Consider the following 26,657-nt stretch of genomic DNA (forward strand, 5'->3'; position numbering starts at 1 on the left):
GCTTTCACATCAAGATCGCACCTCAGAATTCCTTGTAATCAGTTACATCGACGCGCGTAATCTTGCCCTCCTCGTTGAAGGTGATCGTTTCCTCACCTTCGCGGATCAATGGCTTGCCGGTCTTGCTGTGCGTTGCGCGAACGGACCACACGGCACGACCGGAGAGCGGCGTCAGCGTCTCGACCAGAGAATTCTCTGCGGTCTGGTCCGGGTAGTCGTCGAAGTAGCGGCGGAATGCGGCCATGATCTCGGCGCGGCCGGCAAGGCTACCAACGCCATTGGAGACATAAGTCGCATCCTCGGCGAACCAGTTCTCGATCTCGGGAAAATCGAGATCGTTGATGGCGGCGTGGAAGCGGTCGATGGCGGCTGCGGGATCGAAAGCCATGGCTCAGGCCTTCAGTCCGTAAGCGGCGAGATCGGCGCGCAGTTTGTCGGCACCGGTGAAGAGCACGGCATTCCAGCCGGCAGCCTTGGCACCCTCGACATTGGCAGGAGCGTCATCGATGAAGATCGTCGCGGCGGGATCGAGGTCGAAGCTCCTCGCATGCGTCTCATAGATTGCGATATCGGGTTTGATAAGGCCGATATCGCCGGAAACGGTGACGCCACGCGGCTTCTTAAGGAAGGGGAAGCGCTCCTGCGCTTCGCGGAACGTGTCAGAGGCGAAGTTCGTCAGCATCGTCACGTCCCGGCCTTCGTTGATGAAGCCTTCCATGATCGAAACGCTGTCTTCATAGGCATGCGGCACCATCTCGTGCCAGTTCTTGCGGAAGGCACGGATATGCTCTTCGCGCGTCGGATGCTGCTCGATCAGCAATGCCTCGGCATCGGCCCAGGTGCGGCCGCGGTCCTGCTCGATGTTCCAGTCATGTGTGCAGATATTGGCGAAAAACCAGTTGCGCTCAGCCTCATCGGGAATGAGGCGGCTGAAGGGAATATGCGGATCGTAATGAATAAGAACTTTGCCGATATCGAAAACGATATGCTTGATGTCGTCTGCCATAATCATCCCTTGGCTGTTTTGAACGCGAGAGGAATAGCCGCTGCGATCGCTTTTTTCATGATGGTCGGCAGCGCCTGAGCTTCAAGATTTGTAACCGGTTCCCACCATCCGTCATTAATCGGGACGCGATCTTTAATCGCCACGCGGAAGATCGAAAGCCTGAGCTCGAAATGGGTGAAGACGTGGGTGACGCTGCCGGCACTTTCCCAGTTGGCCGGGAAAGGCGCAGCCTCGACTGACGTTTCACCGTCCTGACGGGCGGTCCACGCTGTCGTCGGAATTTCCGTCATGCCGCCGAGCAGGCCGCTTTCAATCCGCCGCCGCAACAGAATGTCGCCATCGGCGGTAACCGCCGCAAAGGCGGCGCCGCGCCGGATCGGCTTCTCCTTCTTCGCAGCCTTGAGCGGAAATTGCTCGGGATCGTGCAGCCTAAGCGCCTCACACGACCCATTGAAGGGACAGAGCGAACAAGCTGGACGCTTCGGCGTACAGATCGTGGCGCCGAGATCCATCATCGCCTGCGCAAAATCGCCGGGCCGGTCGGCTGGCGTCAATAGCGCCACCTTCTGGCGCATCAGCGGCTTTGCGGCGGGGAGCGGCGTTGCAATGGCATAGAGTCGGGAAATCACCCGCTCGACATTACCGTCCATGACCGCGGCCTGCCGGTTGAAGGCGATCGCCGCCACCGCCGCCGCCGTATAATCACCGATGCCGGGCAAGGCCTTCAGGCCTTCTTCGGTATCAGGAAAGATACCGCCATGGTCGCCCGCAACAGCCTCGGCGCATTTCTTCAAGTTGCGCGCTCGCGCATAGTAGCCTAGCCCCGCCCAGGCGGCCATTACGTCTTCACTCGGCGCTTTTGCGAGATCCTTTACCGAGGGCCACTTCGCCAGGAAATTGGCAAAGTATGGTTTCACCGCCTGCACGGTCGTCTGCTGCAGCATCACTTCCGACAGCCAGATGTGATAGGGATCGGCCTTGATGCCGCGCCTGGCCATCGGCGGTGAAACCCGCCAGGGCAGGTCGCGGTGATGGCGGTCATACCATTCGAGGAGAGGGGAGGCGGTCGGCGCGTCCGGTGTGCGTATCGTCATCATTTGCCGCGATCGGGGGAAGTGCTCTATACTTGGCGAAGCAATGCGGCGCGATCAAGCCGGTGGCCTCGACTGGACGTCGCTTATCAAGGTTTCGATGAGTTATCCACGCAAAGATGAGAAGCAGATTTCCGAGCTGACGAACGGCATCGTCGATCCCGTTCTCGCTCGCCGCGCCGGCATCAACAGCGCACTTCTCGGCTCCTGGGACGAAATCGCCGGCGAGGACTTCGCCGATTGCACCCGCCCGGAAAAGATCGCCTGGGCCCGCGGCGGCGATGACGGCAGCTTCCGCCCCGGTATCCTGACCATTGCCTGCGAAGGCGCACGAGCTCTTTTCCTTACCCACGCACAGGGCGAACTCATTCAGCGCATCAACGGCTTCTTCGGGTTTGCCGCCGTCCACCAAATCCGCATCGTCCAAAAGCCGGTCTATCAGCCGGTTAAGCGTTCCCGCACACCCCCGCCTTTGAAGGGCGAGGCCGCTCGGAAGCTGGACAGCATGATGCAGGGCTTGGAAGACGAAAAAATCAGACAGGCGATTGCCCGCCTCGGGACGGCGGTTCTCGGTAAAAAGCCTAGATAGTCCTCATTCTGTTGGCATGATCCAGCTGGTGTATTACACTGTAATGCATCGAAGAGAGGTCAACCAATGCGCAGCAGCAAGCCCATCACCGTCACCTTGGGCAACCAGCAGAAAAGTGTCGATGCTCGTGTGGAATCGGGAGCTTACGGCTCCGCCAGCGAAGTTCTTCGTGCGGCGCTACGAGCGCTCGACCGCGAAGAAGACGCGATCAACGAAATCATGAAACAGAAAATCCGCGACGCGCTCGACGATCCGCGTCCGGATGTCGACGCGGAAACAGCGTTTGACCGTATCGAGCGGTTGCACGCCGAGCGCGGCGGCGCGGACGGCAATGGCAATTAAGATCATCTTTCGTCCCAAGGCGGAGGACGATCTTTTTGCCGTATACGAGTTCATCGCCGGCAACAGCCCGGCCCGGGCTATCGAGTTTATCCGCAGGCTAAGAGCCTCTGCACCTCGCTGGAAACAATGCCGGAGCGTGGTGCCCCGCGCGATGATTTCGCGCCCGGTGTCCGAATTCTGGTCTTCGAGCAGCGCGTTACGATCGCCTATCGCGTACTAAAGGGTCAGGTAGGTTCTTTTATGCGGGGCGAAACGTACCAGCAGCATTCTGGGAATGATTGATTTGTCCCTTGATCTGCGGTTTCGTCTTTCGCAGGTCACAATTCTTTGAAGAAAGTTGGCGAAGCGTGCCTTGTTAGCGGCTTGCTGCCGTTATATCGCACAATCAGCTGCCACACTTGTTTATGGGGAACCCATGCGCATCTCTGAAATGCAACTGACGAAACGCCAGCTTCTGGGCGGTGTCGCCGCCGCAACCGCGTCCATGGCGGTCTACGGTACGGCGCAGGCGCAGGCAGCCGCCGAAATCCCGAAGCCGGATGGCGATGTGGACATGGCCAAGGTCATGACGGCAGGCACGCTGCCGGAAATGGCGCTCGGCAAGGCCGATGCTCCGGTCAAGATCGTCGAATATATGTCGATGACCTGCCCGCACTGCGCCCACTTCCACAATACCACCTTCGACACCATCAAGCAGAAATACGTCGACACAGGCAAAGTTCAGTTCGTCCTGCGCGAATTCCCCTTCGATCCGCGCGCGGCCGCCGCCTTCATGCTCGCTCGCTGCAATCCGCAAAAACCGGAAGAACTCTCGACGCCCGAGCAGTATTTCCCGATGGTCGCCATGCTCTTCAAGCAGCAGCAGCAGTGGGCTGCCGCCGATGACGGCCGCGCCGCGCTGCTGCAGATGTCGAAGCTCGCCGGATTTACTGAGGATAGCTTCACGAAGTGCTTGACGAACCAGAAGCTGCTGGATGAAGTGAATGCCACGCGGGAAAGAGGTTCCAAGGATTTTGGCGTCAACGCCACGCCGACGTTCCTCATCAATGGCAAGCGCTATTCTGGAGACATGCCGGTTGACACCATGTCGGCCCTCATCGACAGCCTCCTCTAAACCGTACCGTTTTGCGAAGGCGGGCGACGGCGAAGGCTGTGCGCCCGCTTTTTCGTTCGATAAGGCTGTGGCATGAAGTTCAACAAGCTCCGCCTTGTCGGCTTCAAGTCCTTCGTCGAACCGACCGAATTCATCATCGAACGCGGCCTGACGGGCGTCGTCGGGCCCAACGGTTGCGGCAAGTCCAATCTCGTCGAGGCCCTGCGCTGGGTCATGGGCGAGAATTCCTACAAGAATATGCGCGCGTCCGGCATGGACGACGTCATTTTCTCCGGCTCGGGAAACCGCCCGGCGCGCAACACCGCCGAAGTCGCGCTCTATCTCGACAATGGCGAGCGCACAGCCCCTGCCGCCTTCAATGACAGCGATGAAATCCAGGTCACCCGCCGCATAGAGCGCGAGCAGGGTTCGATCTACCGCATCAACGGCAAGGAAAGCCGCGCCAAGGATGTGCAATTGCTCTTCGCGGATGCCTCTACCGGCGCGCGGTCTCCCTCGATGGTCGGGCAAGGCCGTATCGGCGAGCTCATCGCCGCAAAGCCGCAGGCCCGCCGCCAGCTGTTGGAAGAGGCCGCCGGCATTTCCGGCCTGCATTCGCGCCGCCACGAGGCGGAGCTTCGCTTGCGGGCTGCCGAAAGCAATCTTGAGCGCCTGGACGATGTCACCTCGCAGCTCGAAAGCCAGATCGAAAGCCTGAAGCGCCAGGCGCGCCAGGCAAACCGCTTCAAGACGCTCTCTGCCGATATTCGCGCCCGCGAGGCGATGCTTATGCACATTCGTTGGGTGCAAGCGAAGGAAGCGGAAGCCGAGGCCGACAGCGCGCTCAACCAGGCAACCGTGGTCGTCGCCGAAAAGGCTCAGATCCAGATGGATGCGGCGAAGAACCAGGGTATCGCCAGCTTGAAGCTCCCGGAACTGCGCGAAAGCGAAGCGCGGGTGGCTGCCGCTCTCCAGCGCTTGCAGATCGCCCGTAGCCAGCTCGAAGAAGATGCCAACCGCATCCTGCGCCGCCGTGATGAGCTTACCCGGCGTCTGGCGCAGCTTGCCGAAGACATCCGGCGCGAAGAACGGCTTGTTGCCGATAACGCCGCCATCCTTGCCAGACTTGATGCCGAGGAAGCCGACATCGCCGAAATCCTGGCCGATTCCGGCCGTTATGCCGAGGAAATGCAGCAGGCTTTCGAGGAGGCGGCCGCAAAACTCGCCGATAGCGAACGCATCTTCACTGCCCTAACGGCAGAACGCGCCGAAGCCGCCGCCGGCCGCAACCAGCTTGAACGTGCCATTCGCGACCTCGCGGACCGCAAGCTGCGCCTCGAACGCCAGATGGAGGAGGCTAGCCGCGAGCTTGCAGGCATCGATCAGAAGATCGCTACCTTGCCCGATCCCGACGAAAAACGCGCCATGGTCGAGGCGGGCGAGATTGCAGTCGCTGATGCCGAAGCGACGATCCAGTCGGTCGAGCAGGCGCTTGCGAAGGCGCGTGAGACCGAAGCGCTCTCCCGTGCCCCGGTCGAGCAAGCCCGCAGCAAGCTCAACGCGCTGGAAACGGAAGCCCGCACGATCCAGCGCATGCTGGCCGGTGCCGCGGCCGGAGAATTTTCGCCGGTTGCCGAGGAGCTGAAGGTCGATCGCGGTTTCGAGACGGCGATCGGTGCCGCGCTTGGAGATGATCTCGAATCTCCGCTCGACCCGAATGCGCCTGCTCACTGGTCGGAAAATGGCGACGGCGCTGATGACCCTGCGTTGCCCCCGGGCGCCGAGCCTCTGTTGAACCATGTCCGTGCACCCGCCGCGCTGATCCGCCGCCTACGCCAGATCGGTCTCGTCGCTGCGACCGATGCCCCGGGTCTGGTGAAGGAACTCAAGGCGGGCCAGCGGCTCGTCACCAGGGAAGGTGCGGTCTATCGCTGGGATGGCCATGTGACCGGCGCGGATGCACCCAGTGCTGCCGCCCTCCGCCTTGCCCAGAAGAACCGTCTTGCCGAGCTGGAAGGCGAAGCCGACCTCGCTCGCGACATTCTGGCCGAAGCTGAAGAACGCCTTGCCGTTGCTGCCGAAACCATCCGCGGTGAGGAACGACGGCTGGCGGACGCCCGTGACATGAGCCGCCTGTCTGCCCGCCACTTGGCCGAGGCACGGGAGGCGCTTGCTGCTGCCGAGCGCGCCTCCGGCGATCTCATTCGCCGTCGCGATGTCATCGCCGAGGCCGTCAGCCAGTTGCAGGCACAGCTCGAAGACATTTCGGTTCAGGAAGAGAATGCCCGTATCGAGCTCGAAGATGCACCGGATCTGTCCGCGCTCGATGAACGGCTACGCTTCCAGCAGGCCGAGGTGGCGACGGATCGCGGCGCTCTCGCCGAAGCTCGCGCCCGCCACGAGAGCCTGAACCGTGAGAACGACACCCGCCAGCGCCGCATCGTAGCCATCGGGCAAGAGCGCGAGACATGGCGCCAGCGCGCCGCAAGCGCCGAGGATCACATTGGCACGCTGCGCGATCGCGAGGAGGAAGCCCGCGAGGAAGCGGCAGAGCTCGAAATGGCGCCGGATGAATTCGACGATAAGCGCCGCGCCTTGCTGAGCGAACTTCAAAAGGCGGAGGATGCCCGCCGCCACGCTGCCGACCTCCTGGCGGAAGCCGAACTCTTGCAGCGCGATGCCGACCATAAGGCGGCAACCGCTCTTTCCGAACTCGCCGAAAGCCGCGAGCGTCGCGGCCGTGCCGAAGAACGCCTCGTTTCCGCCCGCGAGAAGCGGCAGGAAAGCGAACAGCGCATTCGCGAGACACTGAACGTGCCGCCACATGAAGCGCTGCGCCTTGCCGGTCGGACGGGACTGCAGACGTTGCCGGATCCGCGCGAGGTCGAACGCGAGGTGGAGCGGCTGCGGATCGAGCGCGAGCGGCTCGGCGCCGTCAACCTGCGTGCCGATGAGGAGCAGAAGGAACTCAGCGAGAAGCTGGAAGCGCTTGTCAAGGAACGTGACGACGTCATCGACGCGATCAGAAAGCTACGCGGCGCGATCCAGAGCCTCAATCGCGAAGGCCGTGAACGGCTGATCGCCGCCTTCGATGTGGTCAACGCGCAATTCCAGCGGCTCTTCACCCATCTTTTCGGGGGCGGGACAGCGGAATTGCAGCTTATCGAATCCGATGATCCGTTGGAAGCCGGTCTCGAAATTCTTGCTCGCCCGCCGGGCAAGAAGCCGCAGACGATGACGCTGCTCTCGGGTGGCGAACAGGCGCTGACGGCAATGGCTTTGATTTTCGCCGTCTTCCTCACCAATCCAGCGCCGATCTGTGTCCTGGATGAGGTGGATGCTCCGCTCGACGATCATAATGTCGAGCGTTATTGCAATCTCATGGATGAGATGGCGGCATCGACCGAGACTCGATTCGTCATCATCACGCATAACCCCATTACCATGGCCCGCATGAATCGCCTCTTTGGGGTTACGATGGCCGAGCAGGGTGTTTCCCAGCTCGTTTCGGTCGATTTGCAGACCGCGGAGCGTCTCCGTGAGACGGCCTGACGTGGCATTTTAATTAAAGACCAAAAAAGGTCAGCCTGGCGGTGGGTACGTACCCCATTTGGGTGATGCTCTTTTGCGTGTCTTGCATTAGAAGTTGTTTTATCGCAACCGTGGTCGTTCCGGATAGGTAGCAATCGCTCGTTGCGGTGTTTGGAATTGTAATGCTGTCTTGGGGTTGAGGGAGGGGACCGAGGCCCATACGGCATGAATGGACCCCCCGTCCGGTTTTCCTGGCCGGACGGAAACAAGGCTTTGCGGGACCGTTGTTGCAGTCCCGCAAAGCTTTTTAATGCGCTCCATAAGTTTCAATCGTTTGATTTCGCCTCGTGTCAGGGATTTATTGTGCGGCGCAATATTTCGCCGCATTTGTCGATTTTCATTTCAACACCAAGGGATTAAGCTGATCCCCGAAATGGTGTTGGGGGGAAGATGACCAAGTGGGTCTATACGTTCGGCAACGGGCAAGCAGAAGGCCGGGCGCGAGACAAGGAGATCCTTGGCGGCAAGGGCGCCAATCTCGCCGAAATGTGCAGCCTCGGCCTTCCGGTTCCCCCGGGTCTCACCATCGTCAGCGAAGCCTGCAACGCCTATTACAAGAATGGCCGCAAGATCGATCCTGATCTGAAAAAGCAGGTGCTTTCGGGCATTGCCGGTATCGAAGAGATCACCGGCCGCCGTTTTGGTGCGGGCAACCAGCCTCTTTTGCTCTCCGTTCGCTCCGGTGCGCGCGTTTCCATGCCGGGCATGATGGATACGGTGCTGAACCTCGGGCTCAACGACGAGACGGTGCAGGCGCTTGGTCATGATGCCGGCGATGCCCGCTTTGCCTGGGACAGCTATCGCCGCTTCATTCAGATGTATGCCGACGTCGTCATGGGTCTTGGCAATGATCTGTTCGAGGAAATCCTCGAGGATGAGAAAGCGCGCCTTGGCCACGATTTCGATACCGAACTGAGCGCTTCAGAATGGCAACACGTCGTTTCGCTCTACAAGGCTCTGATCGAGGAAGAGCTGGAAGAAGCCTTCCCGCAGGATCCGGCAGTCCAGCTCTGGGGCGCCGTCGGTGCGGTCTTTTCGAGCTGGATGAGCCCACGCGCCGTCACCTATCGCCAGCTTCATAATATTCCGGAAGTCTGGGGGACCGCGGTCAATATCCAGGCCATGGTCTTCGGCAACCTCGGCAATGCCTCTGCGACAGGTGTTGCCTTCACCCGCAATCCCTCGACGGGCGAGAAGATCCTCTACGGCGAATTCCTGGTGAATGCGCAGGGTGAGGACGTGGTCGCCGGAATCCGCACGCCGCAAAGCATCACTGAGGAGGGACGGATCGCCTCGGGTTCCGAAAAACCTTCGATGGAAAAGCTGATGCCGGAGGCATTCGCTGAATTCGGCCGGATCTGCGCCGAACTCGAATCCCATTACCGCGACATGCAGGACATCGAATTCACCATCGAGCGCGGAAAGCTCTGGATGCTGCAGACACGTTCCGGCAAGCGTTCGACACGCGCCGCCATGAAAATCGCCGTCGACATGGTGGATGAAGGCCTCATCACCGAGGACGAAGCCGTCCTGCGCATCGAGCCATCGACGCTCGACCAACTCCTGCATCCGACCATAGATCCGCGTGTCACCCGCCAGGTGATCGGTTCCGGCCTGCCGGCCTCTCCGGGGGCTGCCACCGGAGAGATCGTCTTCACCGCGGAAGAGGCAGTCGAGGCGGAGGAAGAGGGCCGCAAGGTTATCCTGCTGCGCGTTGAGACGAGTCCCGAGGACATTCACGGCATGCATGCCGCCGAAGGCATTCTGACCACGCGGGGCGGCATGACCAGCCACGCCGCCGTCGTTGCCCGCGGCATGGGTATTCCCTGCGTTGTCGGCGCCGGCACCATGCGTATCGATGCCCGCAATGAGCGGCTGATCGGCATTGGCGTGACGCTGAAAAAGGGCGATATCATCACCATCGACGGTTCCGCCGGCCAGGTGCTGAAGGGCGAAGTGCCGATGATCCAGCCGGAGCTGTCAGGCGATTTCGGCCGCATCATGGGTTGGGCGGACCGCGCCCGCCGCATGACCGTGCGCACCAACGCCGATACCCCTGCCGATGCCCGCGCCGCCCGCTCCTTCGGTGCCGAAGGCATCGGGCTTTGCCGCACCGAGCACATGTTCTTCGAAGGCGAGCGCATCCATGTCATGCGCGAAATGATCCTGGCTGAGGACGAGAAGGGCAGGCGGAGTGCACTCGACAAGCTCCTGCCCATGCAGCGGGGCGATTTCACCGGGCTGTTTACGGTCATGCACGGCCTCCCGGTGACGATCCGCCTGCTCGACCCGCCGCTGCACGAATTCCTGCCGAAGACGGACGAGGAGATTGCCGAGGTTGCCTATGCGATGGGCATGGAGCCTTCTGCCCTGCGCCTGCGGGTCGATGCGCTGCACGAATTCAATCCCATGCTCGGCCATCGTGGCTGCCGGTTGGCCATCTCCTATCCTGAGATCGTTGAGATGCAGGCCCGCGCGATTTTCGAGGCGGCGGTCGCTGCTGCAAAGGAAACGGGTGCCGCCGTCGTTCCCGAAATCATGGTGCCGCTCGTCGGCCTGCGTTCCGAGCTCGATTATGTGAAGGCGAAGATTGATGCTGTGGCGCAGGATGTCATGTCAGAAGCCGCAATGCGCATCGATTATCTGGTCGGCACGATGATAGAGCTGCCACGTGCCGCACTGCGCGCCCACGTGATTGCGGAAGCCGCCGAATTCTTCTCCTTCGGCACCAACGACCTGACGCAGACCACCTTCGGGATTTCCCGCGATGATGCCTCTGCGTTCATCCCGACGTACCAGCGCAAGGGCATCATTGAACATGATCCCTTCATATCCCTGGATTTCGACGGCGTTGGCGAGCTGATCAGCATTGCCGCCGAACGTGGCCGGCGCACCCGCAACGACATGAAGCTCGGCATCTGCGGCGAACATGGCGGCGATCCGGCCTCGATTCATTTCTGTGAGACGATCGGCCTCGACTATGTCTCCTGCTCGCCTTTCCGCGTACCGATCGCGCGCCTTGCGGCAGCGCAGGCAGTTATCTCAGCCGCTCAGTGATGATAGCGGTAATAGCGCGGATAGACGTAGGGACCGTTCAGATTATAGGCCATGTCGGCCATTACCCAGTCACTGTCGTAGCGGGCCTGGGCGCGGCGATCGAGATCGATACGCTGCAGGCAGGTGGCAAAGCCATCGGTTCCGCGCTTGAAGCCGTACCCGACGCAGGTTTGCTCGTCACGTGCCCGCCGCTCCTCGGGTGTCAGCGTCTGGCAAGAGGCGAGTCCCATGGCTAAAATGACAAGCGGCAGAACATACGAGCGCATCGGTCTATTCCCTGAAGCATGAACATCCGGCCAAGAAAATTCATCTGCCGGGCGCCGTCAACTCGGCTGTGATATCAGGCTGCGCCCGCGGGGTCACCAATTGGCAATAGCGCCGGATCGAGTGGCCGGCCTTCAGGCTTCTTCGGATCGCTCTGATCCTGTGGGTTTTCCCGTTTGGGGTCGGGAATGTTGCGGGGCCGTTGCGGATCCGGCTGCGACCGCGTTGGAATGCGATCTTTGTCTGGCATGATTGCCTCCTTCTTTTAGGGAAGGAACGGCAGGACGCATGCTTGGTTCCACTTTCGCCCTTGGGCGTTCCTATGTAAGAGCAAAGATAACAGCACTGGAAAGAGCACCATGGCGATCCGCGATCGATTCTCGAAGAAACTTACCTGTCCGCAATGCGGCAACAGCGGCTTTGCCGAAGCCTCCGAGGTCGATGATGCCAAACGCAGGAATCCCGACTTCAAAGTGGATCAGTTGCCGCGCGGCTTCTTCGTGCAGCGCCCGTCGGCGCACCAGGAAACATTCATGCTCAAATGCGAATGCGGCCGCAAATTCCCCTTCCGCTCGCTGGCGGAGGCCGCAGCCGGTCTGGACTGAAACTCAAATTCGCTCCAGAACCTCAACGAAGGCATCGGCGAATCGCACCAAGTGCTCGGTATCTTCATCCGGCGCCTGCATGCGGATTTCCGTGCCGTTCTGGTCGAGCAGGGCAAGGACTACTCGCATCTTCTTGTCCGACGTCGGGATGCGCAGCACCGCGATGCGCCGGCAATCCTCCACGAGGCCTGCTGCCGGCAGATCGAAGAGAAGCTCGCCATGGGTTTCGCCGGCCGCCTTGCGCACTGCCTCGCAGAATCCGGCTTCGCCCCCCGCATAGCCTTCCAGCGAAAGTTCCAGTTCAAGAAGCTCCAGCGGCAAGAGCGGCTCGGCGCGCTCGATTCCGCCAAGTGAAGATGCCTGCTGCCTTTCCATCGTCTCGGATGAGATCATCTGTCTCTCCTGTTTCGTGGGACGTGCATGAAACCCCGGCAGAATGGCCTTTTTACGGCGTATAAGCAACAGCTTATGGACGTGCCGCAGGACTTGACATGGACCTTTGACGTGGATTGCGTCGGCAATGCTCAGGCAAGAGTTTCAATTTAGAGAATTCTGCCTTGCAGCGTCACGTCCTCTCAGACGGGTAAAGGACGCTGTAGTACTTTGAATTGCTGCATGATTTCATCCTTAAATCGATTCCGATTCAGGGAATTATGCAGTAGAAAAGCCGTTGGCAGCAGGGGCGTTCGACGCGTCTGCCGCCGACCAACCGGTAGTTTTGATGGCCATTCGTTTCGATCGTCCCGTTTCCAGCGCTGCCCGCTTTTCGCGGCACTTCGGGGCGTTCGCGCTCGTGCTCGCGGTGGCGGTGCTGATCGCCCATCGCTTCGGCGGGCTTGCCACGCCCTATCTCGTCCTGGTGCTCCTCGTTTCCGTCGGCTGCGCTGTCCTCGCTACCCTCTTGGCCGTAATCGGCCTGCGCAGCCTCTGGATGACCGGTGCGGAAGGTGGGCTGAATGCGCTGGCGGGCCTTATCTACGCCGCGTTTCCGCTCGGTATCGGTGCCTTCGCGGCCGACCGCTACTTCACTCTGCCGGCGATCTACGATGTTACGACGGATACTGCATCCGCACCCGACTGGCTGTCGCAACCGCAGGCCGACCAGATATGGCTGCCGCGCGATCCCGTGATCACGCCTGGCGATCGTGAGCGGCAGCTTGCCGCCTATCCGGAGCTCACTGGCCGCCGTTACGACGGCGCGCTCGACCGTGTTCTCGAGGCGGTCAAGAAAGTCGCCAAGCAGAACGGCATCACCATCACCAAGAGCAAAGGCGACACGACGCCCGGCCGCGAGCTGGAGGACAAGCCCGTTCCGGCCCAGCCGGAAAATAGCGGGGTCGCAGATTCTCCCGACGTCATTCCCGTGCCGACACCGCGCCCCTATGACGATGATGTGGCCAAGCTGATCCGCGGCGCCAATGGCGTGACCCTGCAAGGCTCGACCCGCACTTTCATCCTCGGTCTGCGCTTCGACATCATCATCCGTCTGCGCGAAGAGGCTGAAACCACCTTCGTCGACGTGCGCGTCGCCTCCCGTTACGGCCAGCACGATCTCGGTTTCAGCGCCGAGGTGGCCGAGCAATATCTTGGCGCCCTCGACTCCGAACTCCTGGGAATTGCGGGTGGGTGAGGTCTGGTGCTGCGGAGCAGCAGCAATCGATCCAGTGAATCGATTGCAAGACCGAACGCCCGGAGCCATGCGGAGGGCCGGGATACGGCGAGGCATATTGAAACGCCTTTACCGCAAACTTATCCGGTAAATTGCTCCGGCACCCGAGCCACCCGAAGGGCTGCGCACAAAGGCTTGCAAAACCCCAAGCCTCACCCCAGGAACCGCTCCCGCACCTCAGCCGTCGGCACCATACAACTCTCCCGCCGCCCGGCAATCCTCAGCCTGTTCCGTGCAACTAGCCCATAAGCCGCATCCGCCACCCACCGTGGCACGATCCTCAGCGCGCCCGCCAAGGCCCAAGGCATGCCAAGCCCCTCCAGCATGCGGATCGTCGCATCCGACTTGTAATAGGCACGGCCTTTGTCGAGCAGCAGGTTGGTCTCATAATCGCGCGTCTCCAGCCCGTAATGCCGGTAAAGCGCCTCGCCGAGCGGCGTCTGAGCGACGATGAAGCGGTAACGTTTCGCCCTATCCCGCTTCAAGAGGAACTGCACCCAGCCGGAGCAGAAAACACATTCGCCATCGAAAAGGATCAACGGCTTGTCATCGGCAAAAGCAGGTACGGAAGGATCGTCGCGATAGCTGTAATCCGCCTGTGTCATGCTCAGCCTTCCGCCAATCGATAATGCGCAAAGAGAGAAGGCGGCCCATCAGTCCTGACCTCGCCGCGCTCCATCAGTTCCTCGATATGCGCCAGTACCGAAAGCGCCGCCGCACCATGCAGCCGCTTATCGGTATCGCGATAGATCACCTTCACCATTTCGGGAATGGTGCCGTCCCCCTTCCGAATACGCTCGATGATGGAGCGTTCCCGCAGGCGCCTATGCGTCTTTAGTCCGCGCAGGAAGGGGGCTGGCGAGGTAACCGGTCCACCGTGGCCGGGGAGCAGCAGCCGGTCATCGCGGGCGATCAGCTTGTCTAGCGAGGCCATATAGTCGGCCATGGAGCCATCAGGAGGCGCAACCACCGTCGTTGCCCAGGCCATCACATGGTCGCCCGAAAACAGAATGCCGCTACCCTCCAGCGCGAAGGCCGCATGATTGGCGGTGTGGCCTGGCGTCAGAACGCCCGTCAGCGTCCAGCCGTCACCGGAAATCGTCCCCTTGTCACGGATAGCAATGTCGGGCACGAAATCCACGTCCGAGCTTTCCGCAAAGGGATTGATCTCGCCGTCCCTCAGCGGCCGCGACGGACGATGCGGCCCTTCACCGACTGTCAGCGCTCCCATTCTTTCCTTCAGTCGCCTTGCCAGCGGTGAGTGGTCCCGGTGCGTGTGGCTGACGAAAACATGCGTTACCTGCCGGCCGGCAAGCGCTGCCATCAGCGCTTCGAAATGCGCCTCGTTCTCCGGTCCGGGGTCGATGACCGCGACGGACGCGCCGCCGACGATATAGCTGTTCGTGCCATGGAAGGTAAAAGGGCTCGGATTTTTCGCCGTCAGGCGCTGGATGCCGTCGGCGACTGGAACCGGCTGGCCATAGGCCGGCTCGAAGAAGAGATCGAAGTTCGCACCGGACATGACTATTTATATTCGATCTCGATGAAGGACATCGGTTGGTCGCCGGCATTGACGACATTATGCTCGATGCCGGCCTCGCGGCGATAGGCAGCCCCCTTGGCGACATCCACCCGCCGGCTTCCTTCGGCATCCTCGATCAGGAACTGGCAATCGGTCATCGGCACCACGACATAGCCAAATCCGTGGGTGTGAACGCCGGTATCCGCACCCGGCTCGAAATCCCACTGGGTGATGCGCACGACGGCGTCGTCGAGGATCAGCGTGGCAAGCGCGGGCGGGCGGGCGCGATATTGGCTCAACGGTATCTCCATTGGCTGTGTCGATGGGTGAAGTCCTATCATGCCGGCATGGCGGCCGCATACAAATATGACGTCGCAGTGAACTTAGTGATTGTGGGGCAGACCGACCTTTGCTAATCAGGCCACGTTTTGGCGAAGCGGCGCACGCTTCAGCTCTGGTGGGGCGTAGCCAAGCGGTAAGGCAGCGGTTTTTGGTACCGCCATCCCCTGGTTCGAATCCAGGCGCCCCAGCCACACTTCCAGATAACGATCGTGCTATCGAAGGCTCTGTCGCGAAGCAGAGCGAGGCTTTTCCGAGGCCTGAAAAGAAAAAGCCCATCGATTTTCACCAATGGGCTCGGTCAAACGTCTTTTAAGCGGCCAGACTATTTCTGTTCGGGCGCCAGGAATTCGGCGCAGTAAGAAGAACCATTCACGCCCGGGATATCGTTGACGGTGCGGATATCGCGGATCGTGTAGTCGGAATTGGTGGTGATTTCGGCCTGGCAACGCAGGTAGAGCGTGCGGGCGCTCGCAACCTGCTTGCCGCGCTTGCCGTCGGCACCTTCGGCATATTTCGCGGGAACGCGCACCGTCTTGTAACCGCCCTTCCAGCTGTAGATCGTCGACGAGCCTTCGTCGCGGTCGCTGAGCGGCGGGCCGTAAGCGGCAAAGAACTTGCCGGCCGACTGGCCGACCCAGCGTGCTTTGATCGGATCGCCGGCAGAAGGTATGGTGGTGCATCCGGCAAGCGCAATCGCAAGCGCGGCGGCCCCGGTCATGATGCGGAGTTTCATCGTGTCGTCCCTGATATTTAGCCTGTGGCTGCGAAGCCGCCCTCGCGACGGTTTCGCCTGTCCCGTCAAGCGCTTTAGCGCGTAACCCGGCAAAAGAAAATTGCCGCTTGGCCGCTTCCGCAGAATTTGTCGAAGGTGTGGCTTTTTGCTGCACGACCGGCCGAAAGGCGCTGTCATGAGCCTGTCAAAAATTCCCAGGGCTTTTTGAATTTTGGTGCTTGCGCAACATAATAGGCCGGTCTATAGAGGCGCCGCTGGTCACGGAGTGTAGCGCAGTCTGGTAGCGCACCACGTTCGGGACGTGGGGGTCGAGTGTTCGAATCACTCCACTCCGACCAGCCGAAAAGCCCGCGAAAGCGGGCTTTTTTCTTTTGTGGTTTACTGCGCTGGGTAGCCCAGAATTCGAACGTCTTCAATTTTCCAACGACGATGGGTCCGCGAGGATTTGGGAGGCCACAATTCACCGCACCGATCTGCGGCAGGCAAGACCATAATTTTAGATTTTCCTAACGAACAAATCGGCGTTACGTTGGTTTCCCTCGGAGGAGGAAACGTCGATGAAGCAGATGAACAACCGACAAGTCCGCATTCCCGGCCCGAAAGATCATGACATCACCGAGCATTGCCGAAAATTCGGCATAGGTCCGGCAGACGAGAAGAAGCTGAAGAAGCTTCTGGGTCACAGAGCGCCGCTCCATGAGATCCAGGCGAACGGTCCGATACCTCAACCGAAGTGGCGTTAGATCGCACGCCGTCTCCACCTTTCAGCCCCGCATGTGATGTCGGCCATGGCTCCCGCGCACCGGTGAGACGTGTCCGCTTTTCTTGAAACAAAAAAGCCCCGCCGGCTGTCGGCGGGGCAGATAGGGAAAGCTCTCCGAAAGGTGGCAGGAGAGCGTTTGTATTTCAGCAAGCCTGAGAGGATGAGGCGAGGGCACTTTTGCCGAATTTGGTACAGTTCGCTTTAAAACCCATCATTTTTAGTGGGAAAAAATGCGATTGCGGTCTGCTACAGTTTTTTTCAAAGGCGGACGCGTGATCGAAAGGCGCGTCCGGCCTCTTCAATCCGCTAGCTGGCTGGCGCTAGCTTGTCCTGCGTCTTCGTATCGAAGTCGCTGGCATCATGGCGTTCGCGGAGCTGACTGGAGGGCTCGCCGCTGAGGCGGTTGACCATGCGGCCGCGCTTGACGGCCGGGCGGTCGCCGATCATGTCGGCCCAGCGGTTTACGTGCTTGTATTCCTGCACCTGCAGGAATTCGGCGGAATCGCCGTACATCCAGCCCTTCACGAGGCCGCCATACCAGGGCCAGATCGCCATGTCGGCGATGGTGAGTTCGTCACCGGCAATATATTCGCTTTCTGCCAGACGCCGGTCGAGCACGTCGAGCTGGCGCTTGGTTTCCATGGCGAAGCGGTTGATCGCATATTCGATCTTCGTCGGCGCATAGGCATAGAAGTGGCCGAAACCGCCCCCGAGATAGGGCGCGCTTCCCACCTGCCAGAACAGCCAGGAGAAACATTCGGCGCGCTTGGCCGGATCGGTCGGCAGGAAGGCGCCGAATTTTTCGGCAAGATAGGTGAGGATCGCGCCGGATTCGAAAATGCGCACCGGCTTCTCGCCGCTGCGGTCCATCAGGGCCGGGATCTTGGAGTTCGGATTGACTTTGACGAAGCCGCTGCCGAACTGGTCGCCATCGCCGATCTTGATCAGCCAGGCGTCATATTCCGCGCCGCTCTGGCCGAGTGCCAGCAGCTCTTCGAGCATGATGGTAATTTTCACGCCGTTTGGCGTTCCCAGCGAATAAAGCTGCAGCGGATGGCGGCCGACCGGCAGTTCCTTCTCGTGAGTCGGCCCTGCAATGGGGCGGTTGATGCTGGCGAATTGACCGCCGTTTTCCTTGTCCCAGGTCCAGATCTTTGGGGGCGTATACTCGGACGAACTGGTCATGTGATCTCCTGACAGAATAACTTCGTGCTTTGAATGAATGGCCCAATCCTTAACCTCAATTGGGGCCTATGAACATATTGGTAGCAATGAAGTTATTGTCATCGGGGCAGCGGCTTTTTAATCGCCGCCGCTTTCAGCCATGCCACGCAAGACTGCGCAGCGTTTCAGAAGCTGAGCTTGCTCTTCTGCCGGCCATCGGCATCGAAGTTCTCGGGCGAAAGCCATGCCTCGTATCCGGCCTTCAGCCTCGGCCAGTCGCTATCGATCATGGCAAACCAGGCGGTGTCCCGGTTGCGGCCCTTCTGCACCATATGCTGGCGGAAAATCCCCTCGAAGGTGAAGCCAAAACGCTCAGCGGCGCGCTTGGAAGGTTCGTTGAGATTGTTGCACTTCCATTCGAAACGCCGATAGCCGAGCGCGTCGAAGACATAAGCGGCGCAGAGATAGAGCGCTTCGGTCGCAACACGCGTGCGGGCGATTGCAGGTCCCCAAAGGATGTTGCCGATCTCGATGACGCCGTGGGCAGTATCGATCCGCATCAGCCCCTGCCGGCCCTCGGCGCGTCCCGTCGCCTTGTCGATGACGGCGAAGAACAGTGGATCCTCGCTCGCGGCGGATCTTTCCAGCCAGGGCGTGAAGGCCGCCATGTCAGCCGGCGCCTGTTCGAAAAGATAGCGGAAGCGATCTTCCGCGCCCGGCTGCTGCGCCGAGCGGAGCAGGTCGGCTCCGTGTTTTGCCGTGTCCAGCGGCTCCAGACGGGAGTAGTGGCCCTCAAGCGGCGTGCGGGCGGGGCGGGCAACGCCCTTCCAATCGGCAAGATCCTTCGTCATGTCAGTCGTTCCATTGAGCCTATGCATTGAACTCCGGCTGCTCTTGCCTTGCAAATGGACTGGAGTAAAAGTCCAGTTTCGATCTTTTCAGCAGACCAGTTGAGGCATGACATCCGCACCCACATGGCTGAGCCTCGATCGAAATGGCGGCGATCTAACCGGCCAGATCTATCGAAGCTTGCGCGAGCGCATCTTGCTCGGCCAGCTTCCGGCTGGTCACAGGCTGCCGTCGACGCGTGCTTTTGCGGCCTCGCTCGGTGTCGCGCGCTCCACGGCCGTGGATGCCTATGACCGGCTGAAGTCCGAAGGCTATATCGAAGCTTCTGCGGGTTCTGCGACGCGGGTTGCTGCACTTGAGCGAATGCGGCCGGAACGGCAGCGGGACGATGGCGCGCCCGTTGAGGAAAAGAGGCCCGACCGGCCTTCCTATCGCGGCCTGTTCCGGCCCGGTGTGCCCGACATATCGGATTTCCCGCATGCCGCCTGGAGCCGTCACCTTGCCGCGCGCAGCCGCTCGCTGCGCATTCATCATCTCGGCTATGAGAACCCGACCGGCATCCGCGAGCTGCGCCAAGCCATTCTTGCTCATGTTTCAGTGACGCGCGGCGTGGTCGCCGCGCCGGAGCAGGTCATGATCATGCCGTCCACGCGCGCGGCGATCGACATGCTGGCGAGGTCAATGCTGAGAAGGAGCGGGCGCAAGACCGTGTGGATGGAAGATCCCGGCTATCCCGCCGCTCGCTTGCTGCTCGCCGATGCCGGCGCCGATATCGTGCCGGTTCCCTGCGATGATCAGGGTATCGATGTTTCGAGGGCGGAAGGCCCGCAGCCGGCGCTGGTTTACGTGACGCCGTCCCATCAATATCCGACGGGTGTCACGCTCAGCCTGCCGCGCCGGCTGGCGCTGCTGGAGGCTGCGCGCCGTCACGAAAGCCTTGTCGTCGAGGACGATTACGACAGCGATTTTCAATATGGCTCGCGGCCGATCGCCGCCTTGCAGGGCATCGACAGGGCGGAGGTCGTCGCCTATGTCGGTACCTTCTCCAAGGTGCTGGCGCCCGGCCTGCGTGTCGCCTATGCCGTGGTGCCGCGCTGGCTGATGGCGGAGGCTTCGGAGGCGCTGCACCGCCGGGGCGTTGCCGTCTCCACCCATATTCAGGCCGCTCTTGCCGACTTTATCAACGAGGGCCGTCTGCGCGCCTATTTGAGGCGCATGAATGAGCAATATGCAGAACGCATGGCCCGGACGATCGGAATGCTGGAGAGCCGTTTTGGCGGAAGACTTGTTATTTCCGGCGGCAATGGCGGGCTGCAGCTTGCGGTCTGGTTTCGCGATGAAACTGCGGACGACCGTGGGGTCGTCGCGAGGATGAATGCATTGGGATACGGTCTGATGCCGATGTCGGATTTCTTTATCGGCAGATCCGCTCCCGGCATTCTCTTCGGCATCTCTCAAGCGCAACCGGTTGCTGTCGAGAGACTTGCAGCCGATCTCAGAACAGTACTTGGTTAAACGCATGCGCCCGGAGCTGGTCCGGGCGCAGCGCTCACGTGGCCACCCTTCAAGCGGCGGCGAAGGGCACTGCCACGAAGGTCTTGTTGCCGCCGCGTTCGATCAGCAGCAGCACCGACTTGCGGCCGGCCTTGCCGGCGTCGGCAACAGCGGTCTTGACGTCGCGGGCGTTATGCACCGGCTTGTCGTTGACCGAGACAATAATGTCTCCGGGCTGGATTCCGGCAGCAGCAGCGGACTTGTCCGGGTTGACGTTGGCAACGACGGCACCGTTGACGCTGCGGGGCAGATCGAGCTGCTCGCGCATATCAGGGGTGAGGTCGGCAAGGCCGATTCCGATGCTCGGCTGGCTGGCAGTCTGGCCCTGGTCGTCGCTGCTTTCGGCAGCGGCCCGCTTCTGCGTGTCTTCATTGCCACCGAGGGTGACATTGAGATCGACCGCCTTGCCGTCGCGCCAGACGGTCAGCGTTTCCTTGGCACCCGGCGAGAGGTCGGCAACGAGGCGCGACAGGTCTTTCGGCGTCTTGACGTTTTCACTGCCGACTGCGGTGACGATATCGCCGGCCTTCACGCCGGCATGGGAAGCGGGGGCGTCATCGGAGACGGCAGCCACCAGCGCGCCCTCAGCTTTGGAGAGGCCGACGGCATCGGCGACGTCCTTGGTGACTGGCTGGATCTGCACGCCGAGATAGCCGTGATCGATCGAGCCATCCTTCTGCAGCTTGGCAACGATCGCCTTGGCTTCGTCCGAGGGAATGGCGAAGCCGACCCCGACGCTGCCGCCGTTCGGTGAGTAGATGGCGGTGTTGATGCCGACGACATTGCCGTCGCGATCGACCAGCGGGCCGCCGGAATTGCCGTGATTGATCGGCGCATCGATCTGGATGAAATCGTCGTAGGGGCCGCTGTGCAGGTCGCGGCCGCGGGCCGAGACGATGCCGGCCGTTACCGTCGTGCCGATGCCGAACGGATTGCCGATGGCAAGGATCTGATCGCCGAGCTTCAGCTTATCGGAATCGCCCCATGCAATCGTCGCAAGCCGATGCGGAGCCTGAACCTTCAGAACCGCAAGGTCAGACTTGGCATCCGCCCCTAGCAGCTTGGCCGGCAGCTCGGTGCCGTCGTCGAGCGTGACCTTGATGTCGATCGCATTGTCGATAACGTGGTTGTTAGTGACGATCACGCCGTCAGGGCTGATGACGAAGCCGGAGCCGAGCGCCATGGCATGCTGCGACTCGCGCTGCTGCGGTGCCTGATGCGGCAAAGGAATTCCCTGCTGCTCGAAGAACTGGCGGAACTGCTCATCCATCGGCGAATTGTCGGCGCTGGCGTTGGCCGCCTTCATCGTGGTGGTGATGGTTACTACGGCCGGCTTGTCGGCGTCGACGACGGAAGCAAACGAGCCGCTGGAGGCGAGAATGCCGCCGGCCTCAGCTGGTGCGGCAAGAGCCTTCGAGGAAGAGGAGATGGCGAAGGGCAGGGAAGCCGCGCCGAGAACGATGGCCGCTCCGACCAGTGCTGCGGCCCGGTGTTTGCGAAGAATGTTTGACATGGTGGAAGTCCCTTGCGAGAGCGTTGGCATTAGATGGCGTCTTGGTCCCCTACCATGGGCCTCGGCGCCAAAAAGTATCGTTGCCAATTCACGTTGTTGATTACTACGATCTCCCATGTATTCTTCTGTGAATACTATGATCATCAGGAATTGGCGCTTGATATCTATATGATCCGTTCTGCGTGATTTACAAATTAAACATTTATCATGTTTATATTACGATATTGTAAGACATTACTATGATTTAATCTTGGCCGATCACGCATCGCCGCAATCCTCCCGCCGCCTGCACCGCGAGGCGCCAGAACAGTAAAATATAGTCCATTCTTCCTATGATCTGCCAACCAGCCAGCTGCGTAACAAATCGAACCGCTCGAGATCTTTACATACGGCTTCGCGCCTGGGTTGAGGTAACGGTAGAATCTTAGTAGGATCTAATTTAATTTTTCTTCATAAATGGAGGCTGCGAATCGGCGGGGTGAGGTTCGCGGCGGCCGAGCGGGAAGCAATGAGGGTTTCAGTGAAGCCAGGGCGGGAGAAGAAGAGCGGTGCCCATATCAAGTTGAGCGATGTTGCAAAGAGGGTGGGGGTCAGTCCGATCACCATCTCGCGCGCGCTTCGCAACCCCGAGATCGTCTCCGAAGAGCTGCGCGAGGTCATCCTGCGCACTGTCGAAGAGATGGGGTACATTCCAAATCTTGCCGCCCGTGCGCTGGCCGGTCGCCACAGCGGTATCGTCGGCGTCATCACGCCGTCGCTTCAACATCCCTGCTTCACCGGTGTGATGATGGGCATCGAGGAGCGTCTGCGCGCTACGGATCTGCGCGTGCAATATGCCAACACGCTGAACGACGTCGATCAGGAGATCGACCAATTCAAATCTTTCCTGGCACAAAAGCCGGCCGGTATTATCCTCGTCAATGCGGAATATTATGACGGGCTCGCGCTGCTGATGGACGCAGCCGCATTTCCAGTGGCCCACGTCGCCGATCTCAGCCAGCCGCCGGCAACGCTCCTCGTCGGCATGTCGCATCACGTTGCCGCTGCGGCCGCCACTCGCTTCCTTCTGTCGAAGGGATACAGGCGGATCGGTTTCATCAGCGGACTTGGCGATATCCGTTCGCGCCGCAGCCGTGCGGGGTATGAGGAAGCCATGCATCTGGCTGGCCTCCACAATCCGTCGCTGATACGCGGCGAAGACGGCTCCACCAGCATCGGCCTCGGACGAAGCTTGTGCAGCGAACTGCTGAAGCGCGTGCCGGATGTCGACGCGATACTCGCGCAAAATGACGATCTCGCCTTGGGCGCGCTGATCGAATGCAGCGAACGCGGCATCAGCGTTCCCGATGATTTCGGCATCTGCGGTTTTAATGACTTGGAGTTCGCGCAGTTCACCTCGCCGTCGCTGACGACGGTGCATGTCCCGCGTCACGATCTCGGCCACCGCGCCGCCGACATGCTGTTGCGCGCCATCCGGGAGGAACCGCCGCAGGAGCACAGGGTCGATCTCGGCTTTTCGATCATCGAGCGCGGTTCGACACGCCCTGAACGAAAACAGTAAAGCAGAAATAAGAAGGGGACCGATCGGCCCCCTTTTTCATTAGATGTCGCTCGCCGCGCTCGACCAGAGGTCGGCCGCTTCCGATGCCGTCATCCGGCGTACTTCTGCCTCGTGACGGCGATTGGCGAAGAGTTCGCTTGCCATGATCTGCTCGGCAAGATCGGCCGGAAGCGAGAGGATGACACGGGCATCGTCGCCATGCAGACCGCTGACATCGGCGCGCTTGCCGGTCACCATGCCGCCGGCGATGGTATTGTTCGTCTCCGGGTCGATCAGGATGAAGGAGCCGGTCGCGCGGTTCTGCTCGTAAGGATCGAAGATCGCGGCTTCGTCGAAAACGAGTCGCACCTTGCCGATGGCATTCATGTAAAGCCGCTGGGCGGAATTCCATGCCCCGGTCTTCAATTCGAGCTGGCTGACAGGCTCGACCTGAACACGCTGGCGGCGCGAGCCACTCTTCAGCCAGTAGCGCTTGCCAGCGTCGATACCTTCGGGCTGCAGAGCAACGACCTGCGCGTCGAAGGAAAGGCCAGTCTGCGGCTGGCTGTCTATCGAAACGATCATGTCGCCGCGCGCCACATCTACCTGGCGGTCGAGAACGAGCGTAATCGCGTCACCGGCAACCGCCGCATTGCGCACCAAGTCGAAGGTGACAATCTTGCTGACATTGGCAACCATGCCCGAAGGCAGGATCATGACGCTGTCACCCGGCTTCACCGAACCGCCGGCAACCGTGCCCTGATAGCCGCGGAAACTTTCGCCCGGGCGCGAGACGCGCTGTACGGAGAGGCGGAAGCCGGTGGACTGGCCGGAGCGCACAGTTGCATGTTCCAGCGTCTCGACCAGCGTCGGACCATTATACCAGGGCATGGCAGCCTGGCCGGAATAGACAACGTTTTCACCCTTTAGCGCCGACATCGGGATCGCGGTGATCTGCTTGACGCCGAGCGACAGCGCAAACTCTTTGAACTCGTGGGTGATCTTGTCGAAGCCGGCACGATCATAGTTCGTCAGGTCGATCTTGTTGACCGCGAGCACGAACTGCTTGATGCCGAGCAGCGAGGCGATCGTCGCATGACGGCGCGTCTGCTCGAGAATGCCGGCGCGGGCATCGACCAGCAAGACGGCGAGATCGGCAGTGGAGGCGCCGGTCGCCATATTGCGCGTGTACTGCTCGTGGCCTGGCGTGTCGGCGACGATGAAAGAACGCTTGTCGGTCGAGAAATAGCGATAGGCGACATCGATGGTGATGCCCTGTTCGCGTTCGGCCTGCAGGCCATCGAGCAGCAATGCGAAATCGGGCAGGCCGAGATCGTTCTGCTTGCCGGTGGAATCGCGGCGAAGCGTTGCCGCCTGATCTTCCTTGACTGCCTTGGTGTCCCAGAGCAGGCGGCCGATCAGGGTGGACTTGCCGTCATCGACGCTGCCGCAGGTGATGAGGCGCAACGGGCGCGAGTCGCGCAGGGCCTTCAAAGGCTCGGCGGCGGGTACGGCGACGACGTTTGCGGGAATTGCTGCACTCATCTCAGAAATATCCTTCACGCTTCTTCTTTTCCATGGAGCCGGACTGGTCGCGGTCGATGGCGCGGCCCTGACGTTCGGAGACCGTGGCGATCTCCAGCTCCGCGATTATGTCTTCAAGGGTAGTGGCCGTCGAGCGGATCGCGCCCGTCAGCGGGAAGCAGCCGAGCGTGCGGAAGCGGATGAAATCTTCCTGTTTCGTTTCGCCGGGCAGCAGCTCCAGACGCGGATCGGAGGCGGCGATCATCATGCCGTCGCGCTCGACATAGGGGCGCTTGGCCGCAAAATAGAGCGGCACGATCGGGATATCCTCAGCCTGGATGTAGCGCCAGATATCAACTTCGGTCCAATTCGACAGCGGGAAGACGCGGACGCTTTCGCCCTTGCGGATCTGGCCATTATAGATGTTCCAGAGCTCAGGCCGCTGATTGCGCGGATCCCAGCGATGGTCAGGCGTGCGGAAGGAATAGATCCGCTCCTTGGCGCGGGAGGCTTCCTCATCGCGCCGCGCGCCGCCGAAGGCCGCGTCGAATTGGCCGGCGTCCAGCGCGTTGCGCAACGCTTCCGTCTTCATGATGTCGGTGTAGCGGGCAGAGCCGTAGGTAAACGGCGTGATGTTTTCAGCCTTGCCGCGCGGGTTGATATACTCGATCAGGTCGAGATCGTACTTCTTCACGATCTCGTCGCGAAACGTAATCATTTCCGCAAACTTCCAACCGGTGTTCACATGCAGCAGCGGGAAGGGCACGCGGCCGGGATAGAAGGCCTTGCGTGCCAAGTGCAGCAGCACGGACGAATCCTTGCCGATCGAATAGAGCATCACGGGACGCTCGAATTCGGCGGCAACCTCGCGGAAGATGTGGATCGCTTCGTTTTCCAGCGCCTTCAGGTGCGGGTCGAGCGGCGGCTTGGCGCTCTGCGGATTGGTCAGTTCCGTATCCTGACGGGTATCGGGCATTTCGTACTCCAGAACCTATTGCTGTGCGACGATCGACGCCGCTTCTTCGGCGACATGCAGACCGCATTCGCGCTTTTCATCCTGCTCCCACCACCAGCGGCCGGCACGCTCAGGCTCGCCAGGCTTGATGGCGCGGGTGCAGGGCTCGCAGCCGATCGAGGGGTAGCCGCGGGCGTGCAGCGGATTGACAGGCACGCCATTGTCGGCGACGAAAGCCTTGATCTTGTCGATGTCCCAATCTGCGAGCGGATTGACCTTCAAGAGGTGGCGCTCGGCATCATATTCGGCGAAGGGCGTCTCGGCGCGATTGGCCGACTGGCCGCGGCGCAGACCGGTGATCCAGATGGTGGCGCCTGCCAGCGCCCGCGCAAGCGGCTTCAGCTTGCGCACGCCACAACAGGCATGTCTGGCTTCGACGCTCTCGTAGAAACCGTTCATGCCGTATTTCGTCGCATAGGCATCGATATCGGCCTGCTCGGGTTCGTAACGGGCAATATGGATGTCGTACTGGCTTTCGGTTTCATCGATCAGCGCAAGCGTTTCAGGGAAAAGCCGGCCAGTCTGCAGCGTCACGACATCGATCGGCAGGCGATGCGTGCCGATTTCCGCCGTGATGACCTGGTCTTCGATGCCGAGCGAGGTGGTGAAGACCACGCGTCCGCCAAGGCCTGCGACAAGCGAAAGCCGGTCGGCGAGGTCGAGGCCCGAAAGCTTGTCAGCCAAAGCCTCGGCTTCTTCGATCGGATTGATAACAGTCATGGGGGATCCTGTCCTTGTGTTGGCCGGAGTATTGCAGTTCGGCGATGGATCGGACAGAAAAAGGCATTTCGAAAGGGCTGCTTGGCGGAGCAAATATCTCTCCCATCCTGC

Annotated in this window: 26 protein-coding genes and 2 tRNA genes; 12 read left to right on the forward strand and 16 right to left on the reverse strand. The window is 60.8% G+C overall.

Going from position 1 to position 26,657, the window contains the following annotated elements:
* Positions 1 to 22: 22 nt before the first annotated feature.
* Genes FHX15_RS23510 through mutY form a run of 3 tightly spaced genes read right to left on the reverse strand, consistent with a single transcriptional unit; the run spans position 23 to position 2,100 of the window.
* The gene (locus tag FHX15_RS23510; RefSeq protein WP_184400783.1) at positions 23 to 388 is read right to left on the reverse strand and encodes a nuclear transport factor 2 family protein; all 366 of its coding nucleotides are present in this window, start codon (positions 386 to 388) and stop codon (positions 23 to 25) included.
* Between the two features lie 3 nt (positions 389 to 391).
* Complete coding sequence (locus FHX15_RS23515) at positions 392 to 1,006, reverse strand: HAD family hydrolase (RefSeq protein WP_184400784.1); 615 nt, start codon at positions 1,004 to 1,006, stop codon at positions 392 to 394.
* 2 nt (positions 1,007 to 1,008) lie between these two features.
* On the reverse strand, positions 1,009 to 2,100 hold the full coding sequence (mutY, locus tag FHX15_RS23520; RefSeq protein WP_184400896.1) for an A/G-specific adenine glycosylase: 1,092 nt from the start codon (positions 2,098 to 2,100) through the stop codon (positions 1,009 to 1,011).
* A 97-nt stretch (positions 2,101 to 2,197) separates the two neighbouring features.
* On the opposite strand from mutY, the gene FHX15_RS23525 reads away from it, so the two are divergent.
* The 5 genes from FHX15_RS23525 (at position 2,198) to ppdK (ending at position 10,769) form a co-directional block, all read left to right on the forward strand.
* Entirely contained in the window at positions 2,198 to 2,686 is a 489-nt protein-coding gene (locus FHX15_RS23525) for a DUF721 domain-containing protein (protein ID WP_184400897.1), read from the forward strand.
* 66 nt (positions 2,687 to 2,752) lie between these two features.
* A complete protein-coding gene (locus tag FHX15_RS23530; RefSeq protein WP_184400785.1) occupies positions 2,753 to 3,028 on the forward strand; it encodes a type II toxin-antitoxin system ParD family antitoxin in 276 nt (91 codons plus the stop codon).
* A 415-nt stretch (positions 3,029 to 3,443) separates the two neighbouring features.
* On the forward strand, positions 3,444 to 4,142 hold the full coding sequence (locus FHX15_RS23535; protein WP_184400786.1) for a DsbA family protein: 699 nt from the start codon (positions 3,444 to 3,446) through the stop codon (positions 4,140 to 4,142).
* Positions 4,143 to 4,214: 72 nt separating this feature from the next.
* On the forward strand, positions 4,215 to 7,673 hold the full coding sequence (locus tag FHX15_RS23540) for a chromosome segregation SMC family protein (protein ID WP_184400787.1): 3,459 nt from the start codon (positions 4,215 to 4,217) through the stop codon (positions 7,671 to 7,673).
* A 429-nt stretch (positions 7,674 to 8,102) separates the two neighbouring features.
* Positions 8,103 to 10,769, forward strand: coding sequence for a pyruvate, phosphate dikinase (ppdK, locus tag FHX15_RS23545; RefSeq protein ID WP_184400788.1), 2,667 nt, complete (start codon positions 8,103 to 8,105; stop codon positions 10,767 to 10,769).
* On the opposite strand, the gene FHX15_RS23550 is transcribed toward ppdK, so the two are convergent.
* On the reverse strand, positions 10,763 to 11,035 hold the full coding sequence (locus FHX15_RS23550; protein WP_184400789.1) for a hypothetical protein: 273 nt from the start codon (positions 11,033 to 11,035) through the stop codon (positions 10,763 to 10,765). The two genes, ppdK and FHX15_RS23550, sit on opposite strands and share 7 nt — an antisense overlap.
* A 74-nt stretch (positions 11,036 to 11,109) precedes the next feature.
* On the reverse strand, positions 11,110 to 11,283 hold the full coding sequence (locus FHX15_RS23555; protein WP_184400790.1) for a hypothetical protein: 174 nt from the start codon (positions 11,281 to 11,283) through the stop codon (positions 11,110 to 11,112).
* Between the two features lie 109 nt (positions 11,284 to 11,392).
* Between FHX15_RS23555 and FHX15_RS23560 the strand changes: the two genes are divergently transcribed.
* Positions 11,393 to 11,638: a hypothetical protein gene (locus FHX15_RS23560; RefSeq protein WP_184400791.1), complete on the forward strand. Its 246-nt coding sequence runs from the start codon at positions 11,393 to 11,395 to the stop codon at positions 11,636 to 11,638.
* Positions 11,639 to 11,641: 3 nt separating this feature from the next.
* Here FHX15_RS23560 and FHX15_RS23565 read toward each other — a convergent pair whose 3' ends face one another.
* On the reverse strand, positions 11,642 to 12,031 hold the full coding sequence (locus FHX15_RS23565) for a hypothetical protein (RefSeq protein ID WP_184400792.1): 390 nt from the start codon (positions 12,029 to 12,031) through the stop codon (positions 11,642 to 11,644).
* 328 nt (positions 12,032 to 12,359) lie between these two features.
* Here FHX15_RS23565 and FHX15_RS23570 point away from each other — a divergent pair, with 328 nt between their 5' ends.
* The gene (locus FHX15_RS23570) at positions 12,360 to 13,268 is read left to right on the forward strand and encodes a DUF1499 domain-containing protein (protein ID WP_184400793.1); all 909 of its coding nucleotides are present in this window, start codon (positions 12,360 to 12,362) and stop codon (positions 13,266 to 13,268) included.
* A 191-nt stretch (positions 13,269 to 13,459) separates the two neighbouring features.
* On the opposite strand, the gene FHX15_RS23575 is transcribed toward FHX15_RS23570, so the two are convergent.
* The 3 genes from FHX15_RS23575 to FHX15_RS23585 are packed head-to-tail and all read right to left on the reverse strand — an operon-like array spanning position 13,460 to position 15,128.
* A complete protein-coding gene (locus FHX15_RS23575) occupies positions 13,460 to 13,912 on the reverse strand; it encodes a thiol-disulfide oxidoreductase DCC family protein (RefSeq protein ID WP_184400794.1) in 453 nt (150 codons plus the stop codon).
* Between the two features lie 2 nt (positions 13,913 to 13,914).
* Positions 13,915 to 14,829: an MBL fold metallo-hydrolase gene (locus tag FHX15_RS23580; protein WP_184400795.1), complete on the reverse strand. Its 915-nt coding sequence runs from the start codon at positions 14,827 to 14,829 to the stop codon at positions 13,915 to 13,917.
* A 2-nt stretch (positions 14,830 to 14,831) separates the two neighbouring features.
* On the reverse strand, positions 14,832 to 15,128 hold the full coding sequence (locus FHX15_RS23585) for a cupin domain-containing protein (RefSeq protein WP_184400796.1): 297 nt from the start codon (positions 15,126 to 15,128) through the stop codon (positions 14,832 to 14,834).
* Between the two features lie 159 nt (positions 15,129 to 15,287).
* Here FHX15_RS23585 and FHX15_RS23590 point away from each other — a divergent pair.
* Positions 15,288 to 15,362 (forward strand) — tRNA-Gln (locus FHX15_RS23590).
* Between the two features lie 131 nt (positions 15,363 to 15,493).
* Here the strand turns inward: FHX15_RS23590 and FHX15_RS23595 are convergent.
* Positions 15,494 to 15,904 carry a hypothetical protein gene (locus FHX15_RS23595; protein ID WP_184400797.1) on the reverse strand — a complete coding sequence of 137 codons (411 nt, stop codon included), beginning with the start codon at positions 15,902 to 15,904 and terminating at the stop codon, positions 15,494 to 15,496.
* Positions 15,905 to 16,165: 261 nt separating this feature from the next.
* On the opposite strand from FHX15_RS23595, the gene FHX15_RS23600 reads away from it, so the two are divergent.
* A tRNA-Pro gene (locus FHX15_RS23600) sits at positions 16,166 to 16,242 on the forward strand.
* A 219-nt stretch (positions 16,243 to 16,461) separates the two neighbouring features.
* Positions 16,462 to 16,647, forward strand: a complete 186-nt coding sequence (locus tag FHX15_RS23605; RefSeq protein ID WP_184400798.1) for a hypothetical protein — start codon at positions 16,462 to 16,464, stop codon at positions 16,645 to 16,647.
* Between the two features lie 326 nt (positions 16,648 to 16,973).
* On the opposite strand, the gene yghU is transcribed toward FHX15_RS23605, so the two are convergent.
* Complete coding sequence (yghU, locus tag FHX15_RS23610) at positions 16,974 to 17,852, reverse strand: glutathione-dependent disulfide-bond oxidoreductase (protein ID WP_184400799.1); 879 nt, start codon at positions 17,850 to 17,852, stop codon at positions 16,974 to 16,976.
* 164 nt (positions 17,853 to 18,016) lie between these two features.
* The gene (locus tag FHX15_RS23615; protein ID WP_184400800.1) at positions 18,017 to 18,682 is read right to left on the reverse strand and encodes a GNAT family N-acetyltransferase; all 666 of its coding nucleotides are present in this window, start codon (positions 18,680 to 18,682) and stop codon (positions 18,017 to 18,019) included.
* A gap of 106 nt (positions 18,683 to 18,788) precedes the next feature.
* Between FHX15_RS23615 and FHX15_RS23620 the strand changes: the two genes are divergently transcribed.
* Positions 18,789 to 20,195 (forward strand): PLP-dependent aminotransferase family protein, encoded by a 1,407-nt coding sequence (locus FHX15_RS23620; protein ID WP_184400801.1) that lies wholly within the window; start codon positions 18,789 to 18,791, stop codon positions 20,193 to 20,195.
* A gap of 49 nt (positions 20,196 to 20,244) precedes the next feature.
* On the opposite strand, the gene FHX15_RS23625 is transcribed toward FHX15_RS23620, so the two are convergent.
* Positions 20,245 to 21,747 (reverse strand): DegQ family serine endoprotease, encoded by a 1,503-nt coding sequence (locus FHX15_RS23625; RefSeq protein WP_184400802.1) that lies wholly within the window; start codon positions 21,745 to 21,747, stop codon positions 20,245 to 20,247.
* A 508-nt stretch (positions 21,748 to 22,255) separates the two neighbouring features.
* Between FHX15_RS23625 and FHX15_RS23630 the strand changes: the two genes are divergently transcribed.
* Entirely contained in the window at positions 22,256 to 23,308 is a 1,053-nt protein-coding gene (locus FHX15_RS23630) for a LacI family DNA-binding transcriptional regulator (protein WP_184400803.1), read from the forward strand.
* A gap of 39 nt (positions 23,309 to 23,347) precedes the next feature.
* Here the strand turns inward: FHX15_RS23630 and cysN are convergent, their stop codons facing one another.
* Genes cysN through FHX15_RS23645 form a run of 3 tightly spaced genes read right to left on the reverse strand, consistent with a single transcriptional unit; the run spans position 23,348 to position 26,546 of the window.
* The gene (gene cysN, locus FHX15_RS23635) at positions 23,348 to 24,832 is read right to left on the reverse strand and encodes a sulfate adenylyltransferase subunit CysN (RefSeq protein WP_184400804.1); all 1,485 of its coding nucleotides are present in this window, start codon (positions 24,830 to 24,832) and stop codon (positions 23,348 to 23,350) included.
* Position 24,833: 1 nt separating this feature from the next.
* Complete coding sequence (gene cysD / locus FHX15_RS23640) at positions 24,834 to 25,787, reverse strand: sulfate adenylyltransferase subunit CysD (protein ID WP_184400805.1); 954 nt, start codon at positions 25,785 to 25,787, stop codon at positions 24,834 to 24,836.
* 15 nt (positions 25,788 to 25,802) lie between these two features.
* Positions 25,803 to 26,546 (reverse strand): phosphoadenylyl-sulfate reductase, encoded by a 744-nt coding sequence (locus FHX15_RS23645; RefSeq protein WP_184400806.1) that lies wholly within the window; start codon positions 26,544 to 26,546, stop codon positions 25,803 to 25,805.
* Between the last annotated feature and the right edge of the window lie 111 nt (positions 26,547 to 26,657).

Origin of the sequence: Rhizobium sp. BK650 (assembly GCF_014195325.1) — a bacterium.
Classification (GTDB): Bacteria; Pseudomonadota; Alphaproteobacteria; order Rhizobiales; family Rhizobiaceae; genus Rhizobium.